The organism is Ornithinimicrobium sp. (assembly GCF_051004135.1).
In the GTDB taxonomy this organism is placed as follows: Bacteria; Actinomycetota; Actinomycetes; order Actinomycetales; family Dermatophilaceae; genus Ornithinicoccus.
Window position 1 is genome coordinate 1 of the sequence record NZ_JBPCKQ010000068.1, and the last position, 4,300, is coordinate 4,300.

Consider the following 4,300-nt stretch of genomic DNA (forward strand, 5'->3'; position numbering starts at 1 on the left):
TTTCCGCAACAAACACGGGCAGAATGCTTCGTTCGCCGACGGTTTACGAAGATTTGGTAAAAACAATCTGCACGACAAACTGCTCGTGGGCGTTGACGAAAAAAATGACGGCGAATCTGGTTGAAAAACTCGGAACGCCCGCCAAAAACGGCAAACGCACCTTTCCGACCGCCGAACAAATGGCAAACGAATCAGCCGAATTTTACAAAAACGAAATCCGCGCCGGTTATCGCTCGCCGTATTTTGCCGAATTAGCCGAATCCGTCGCCGGCGGAAAAATAAATCCTGAAAACTGGCTCAATTCCGATTTGCCGACATCGGAATTAAAAAAGCAAATGAAGCAAATCAAAGGTGTCGGCGATTACGCGGCGGAAAATCTTTTAAAACTCGTCGGACGCTACGACGGACTCGCGCTCGATTCGTGGCTGCGTTCGCAGTTTTACAAAAAACGTAATAATGAAACAGTTTGCGACGACCAAGAAATTAAGCAATTTTACGAGAAATTCGCCCATTGGCGCGGACTCGTGATGTGGTGCGATATGACGGAAAAGTGGCACCTTCTAAAAGATGAAGGATAAAGGCGAAAGGATAAATTAAGAAACAATTTTAATCTTTATCCTTTCGCCTTTATCCTTTAGGAACGCGGCTGACAAACAAATTATTTTTCACCCAAAAACGCCACGGTTTTTCGGCGAATTCTTCGGCGTAATCAATCCCGATGCGTCTGCCGCTTTCGATTTGGCTGTCGGAAAATGTTTTTCCTTCTTCGAGCCAGACGCGGTTTCCGAGCAAATCTTCTTTATTAAAAGTTTTATCAATTCCGAGCGCGATACAGAGTTTTCCGGGTCCCGAAGTCAAATTTTTATCCGACATTTTGCCACGCCGCGTCCGCATAATCTCGATATTTTCAACGGGTTCAACGGCGCGAACTAAAATCGCGTGCGGCGTATCAACTTCTCCGACGACGACATTAAACTGAAAATACATACCGTAAATGAAGAAAATATAAACTGTTCCGCCGACGGCGAACATCGTTTCGGTACGCTTTGTGCGGCGATTATTGTAAGAATGCGCGGCTTTGTCAATCGCGCCGAGATACGCTTCGGTTTCGACAATCATCGCCGAAACTCGTTCGCCGTTTTCCACCGGAACGACAAGAATTTTGCCGAGCAAATCCCGCGCAATCTGCAAAGTATCTTTGCGCGTGTAAAACTTGCGGGAAATTTTATCCATCAAAATTAGGCGGATAATAGATAAGTTCGACAATCTGACCGCCAACGCCTTTCGTGTAAAAAGACGAAGTTCCGTCGCGGTGCGGTTTGATTGGACGATTTTCTTTTTCGGCGGCTTTTTCCAACTCTTCCATTGTTTCGACTTCTAAACCGAGATGCGCCGGATGGTTTGAATTTGGCGGCAAAAGAGCGATGCCGAAACCTTTCGCGTCGCGCATCATCGCCCAATCTTCGTAAATCGTTTCAACCGTAAATCCCAAATGCTTATATTCTTCGACATCTTTTTCGAGGTCTTCGCATTTAATCGCCAAATGGTCAACCGCGCCCGTAAATCTTAATTCTGTTTCGTTCTGCATAAAATTTTCCTCTCGACTTAATTTTAACAAGTAATAAATATAAAGCGAAAGGCAAACAATATGTTTGTAAATGTAAATTACGGGCAGTTAATGATAAATTAAGAAAACAAGCAGTTTTGAATCAATTATGAATATCGGAATCACGGTTTATCCAACTTACGGCGGAAGCGGAATTGTCGGCTCGGAATTAGGACGCGAACTCGCCGAACGCGGTCACAACGTCCATTTTATCTCGTCAATGCTGCCGACGCGACTTGTCGAACTCAATGATCGAGTGCATTTTCACGAAGTCGAAATGATGACATATCCTTTGTTCGAGCATCAGCCGTATGATCTTGCACTGGCGACAAAAATGGCGACGGTCGCGCGGGCGGAAAAACTCGATTTGCTGCATGTTCATTATGCGATTCCGCATTCGATTTCGGCAATTCTCGCCCGCGAATCAATCAAGCAAAAACGCTTTGTTCCCGTCATTACAACGCTTCACGGAACGGACATCACGCTCGTCGGGGCAGATCGTTCGTATTTGCCGATTACGCGCTATGGCTTGCAGCAGTCGGACGGCGTAACGGCAGTTTCCAAATTCTTAAAACAGGCGACGATTGAAACTTTCGATTTTGACGAGATTGAAGTCATTCCGAATTTTATTTGTCCGCAGCATTATCAAAAAATCGAGAACTCGCCTTTGCGCCGCGAACTCGCGCCAAACGGTGAGAAAATTCTTGTTCACGTTTCAAATTTTCGCCCCGTCAAACGTCCGCTCGACTGCATTGAAATTCTTGCCAAAGTCAAAGCAAAAGGCGGCAACGCCAAATTGATTATGGTCGGCGACGGACCGGAACGCGCCGCTTGTTCATACAGAGCCGAACAGTTGAATGTCAAAGAAAATGTAGTTTTCGTCGGCAAACGGGCGAACATCGCCGATTATCTGGGCGCGGCGGACATTTTCCTGCTGCCGTCCGAACTGGAATCATTCGGTCTCGCCGCGCTCGAAGCCGCCGCCTGCGAAGTTCCGGTTATCGCCACGCGCATCGGCGGAATTCCCGAAGTCGTAACCGACGGCGAAACAGGATTTTTAAGCGACATCGGCGACACGGAAAAAATGTCCGACGACGTGATGAAACTTTTAAATGACGAAGAAATGCGTTTAGCTTTCGGCGCAAAATCGCGCGAACTTGCCGTTTCGCGTTATGATTCGAAAATTATCATTCCGCATTACATTAAGTTTTACGAGCAGATTCTCTCGCAGAGCGAACAAAAACAAAACGCATAAATTTTATCTGACACCGATGCGTTTTCTCACCAATTCTTCGACGCTCAGATTTGGATTGCTGCGGATAAATTCGCCGTCTATTTTGAAGATTTTCATCCTGACGAGTTCTTCGACCGACGCATTATTAACGCCTGTGTTTCTGACTTCGCTGATAAATTCCGGCGTGATTTTAAAAATCCGCATTTTCACCAAACTTTCAAAAGGATCGTTACTAAAACCCATCGCGCTGACCTGGCGGACGAAATCAGCATCAATTTTGAAAATTTGCGCTTTGACTAAATCTTCAAATTCCAGATTGGCAAAACCGCTTGCTTTCATTTCACGCATAAACTTCGAATCAACTTTGAAAATCGCCGCTTTAAAAAGGTCGTCAACATCAAGTTTGCCAAAATTTGCCGAGAGCAAATCGTCGGCTAAAGCAGTCGTTACATTCAAAGTCGTCGCGGCAAAAAGTCTGTTTTCAGTGTCGCGGTCATTTTTTGAAGAATTTTTTTCAAAATCGAAACCGCGCGATTTCATCGCCGAAATGAATTGCGGATTTGCCGTAAAACGAAAAGTTCCCGCGCCTTTGCCGTTCGTAAAACTGCCTTCGCAGTCAATCGTTCCGGCTTCACGCACCAGAGAAAATCTGACCGCGCCGTTATTTAATGCTTGTTCACGCGACAAACCTTGGAAATCGTTAAAGTTATAACTTTGTCCCATCTGATTTCTGCCGCCTTTTTCGTTGCTGCGTTCAAAAGACAAATAAATTTTATCGGGCGTTTCGGCTTTTGTTTTTGCCGTCCAATTGCCTGTCAAACTGGTTTGCGCGACGATCACGTAAGAACCGAAAACCAGCACGATAAACGCCAGAGTGAAGATAGAAAACATCGAATTTTGCAATTTATTGAACATTTGGAAAAACTCCTTATAAGTATTGATTTTTGTTTGTATTACAAAAGAAAAACACCGCGAGGCGATGTTTTGTGACAGTTTTGTTTTAACGATTACAAAGTAAATTACGATTTTCGATTGAGATTTTGATTTAGACTGTGAGCGATCATTTTGGCGCGAAGTTTGGCGGCTTCCGCTGTTTCTCCAATAAATAATCTGTCAATCGTCGCGCTGAAAATTTCAACCCAACGCTGAAAATTCGCTAAAGTCAGCGGCGATTTGGCGTGCAGAATCTGATGAACAAACAGCGGATTGCCGAAATAGACGGGTTTGCCGAAAAGTGTTTTTTCCCAGAAATCAACAATTACCGGCAAATGTGTTTTCACATCCAAATCGTCAAAATGATGTCCGATTTCATTGTCTTTTGTGGCGATTTTGTAAAATTCATCCAACAGATATTCCAAATCTTCGCGCGTTTCGATGTCTTTTTTCATCGGCAGATTTTATTCGGTCGAAACTTCCTCTTCACCGTGCAGCGCGGCGTGAAGCGTGTGCCAACTCAAAGA

At 44.8% G+C, this 4,300-nt stretch carries 6 protein-coding genes; 2 read left to right on the forward strand and 4 right to left on the reverse strand.

Annotated features, from left to right (window positions below):
* On the forward strand, positions 1-578 hold a 578-nt coding region (locus ACR2FV_RS03835; protein ID WP_434014377.1), incomplete at its 5' end, for a DNA-3-methyladenine glycosylase family protein.
* Between the two features lie 49 nt (positions 579-627).
* Here the strand turns inward: ACR2FV_RS03835 and ACR2FV_RS03840 are convergent.
* Together ACR2FV_RS03840 and ACR2FV_RS03845 are read right to left on the reverse strand one after the other, a co-directional pair.
* Positions 628-1,233, reverse strand: a complete 606-nt coding sequence (locus ACR2FV_RS03840; protein ID WP_434014378.1) for a DNA-3-methyladenine glycosylase — start codon at positions 1,231-1,233, stop codon at positions 628-630.
* On the reverse strand, positions 1,226-1,588 hold the full coding sequence (locus ACR2FV_RS03845) for a VOC family protein (RefSeq protein ID WP_434014379.1): 363 nt from the start codon (positions 1,586-1,588) through the stop codon (positions 1,226-1,228). The genes ACR2FV_RS03840 and ACR2FV_RS03845 overlap by 8 nt, the downstream gene beginning before the upstream one ends.
* 127 nt (positions 1,589-1,715) lie before the next feature.
* Between ACR2FV_RS03845 and bshA the strand changes: the two genes are divergently transcribed.
* The gene (gene bshA / locus ACR2FV_RS03850) at positions 1,716-2,861 is read left to right on the forward strand and encodes an N-acetyl-alpha-D-glucosaminyl L-malate synthase BshA (RefSeq protein WP_434014380.1); all 1,146 of its coding nucleotides are present in this window, start codon (positions 1,716-1,718) and stop codon (positions 2,859-2,861) included.
* Between the two features lie 3 nt (positions 2,862-2,864).
* On the opposite strand, the gene ACR2FV_RS03855 is transcribed toward bshA, so the two are convergent.
* Together ACR2FV_RS03855 and ACR2FV_RS03860 are read right to left on the reverse strand one after the other, a co-directional pair.
* A complete protein-coding gene (locus ACR2FV_RS03855) occupies positions 2,865-3,755 on the reverse strand; it encodes a hypothetical protein (protein WP_434014381.1) in 891 nt (296 codons plus the stop codon).
* A 104-nt stretch (positions 3,756-3,859) separates the two neighbouring features.
* Positions 3,860-4,228: a group III truncated hemoglobin gene (locus tag ACR2FV_RS03860; RefSeq protein WP_434014382.1), complete on the reverse strand. Its 369-nt coding sequence runs from the start codon at positions 4,226-4,228 to the stop codon at positions 3,860-3,862.
* Positions 4,229-4,300: the final 72 nt, after the last annotated feature.

Coding starts and splice junctions, on each gene's coding strand:
- ACR2FV_RS03860 (WP_434014382.1), bottom strand. CDS start 4,228: ATGAAAAAAGACATCGAAACGCGCGAAGATTTGGAATATCTGTTGGAT.
- bshA (WP_434014380.1), top strand. CDS start 1,716: ATGAATATCGGAATCACGGTTTATCCAACTTACGGCGGAAGCGGAATT.
- ACR2FV_RS03845 (WP_434014379.1), bottom strand. CDS start 1,588: ATGCAGAACGAAACAGAATTAAGATTTACGGGCGCGGTTGACCATTTG.
- ACR2FV_RS03840 (WP_434014378.1), bottom strand. CDS start 1,233: ATGGATAAAATTTCCCGCAAGTTTTACACGCGCAAAGATACTTTGCAG.
- ACR2FV_RS03855 (WP_434014381.1), bottom strand. CDS start 3,755: ATGTTCAATAAATTGCAAAATTCGATGTTTTCTATCTTCACTCTGGCG.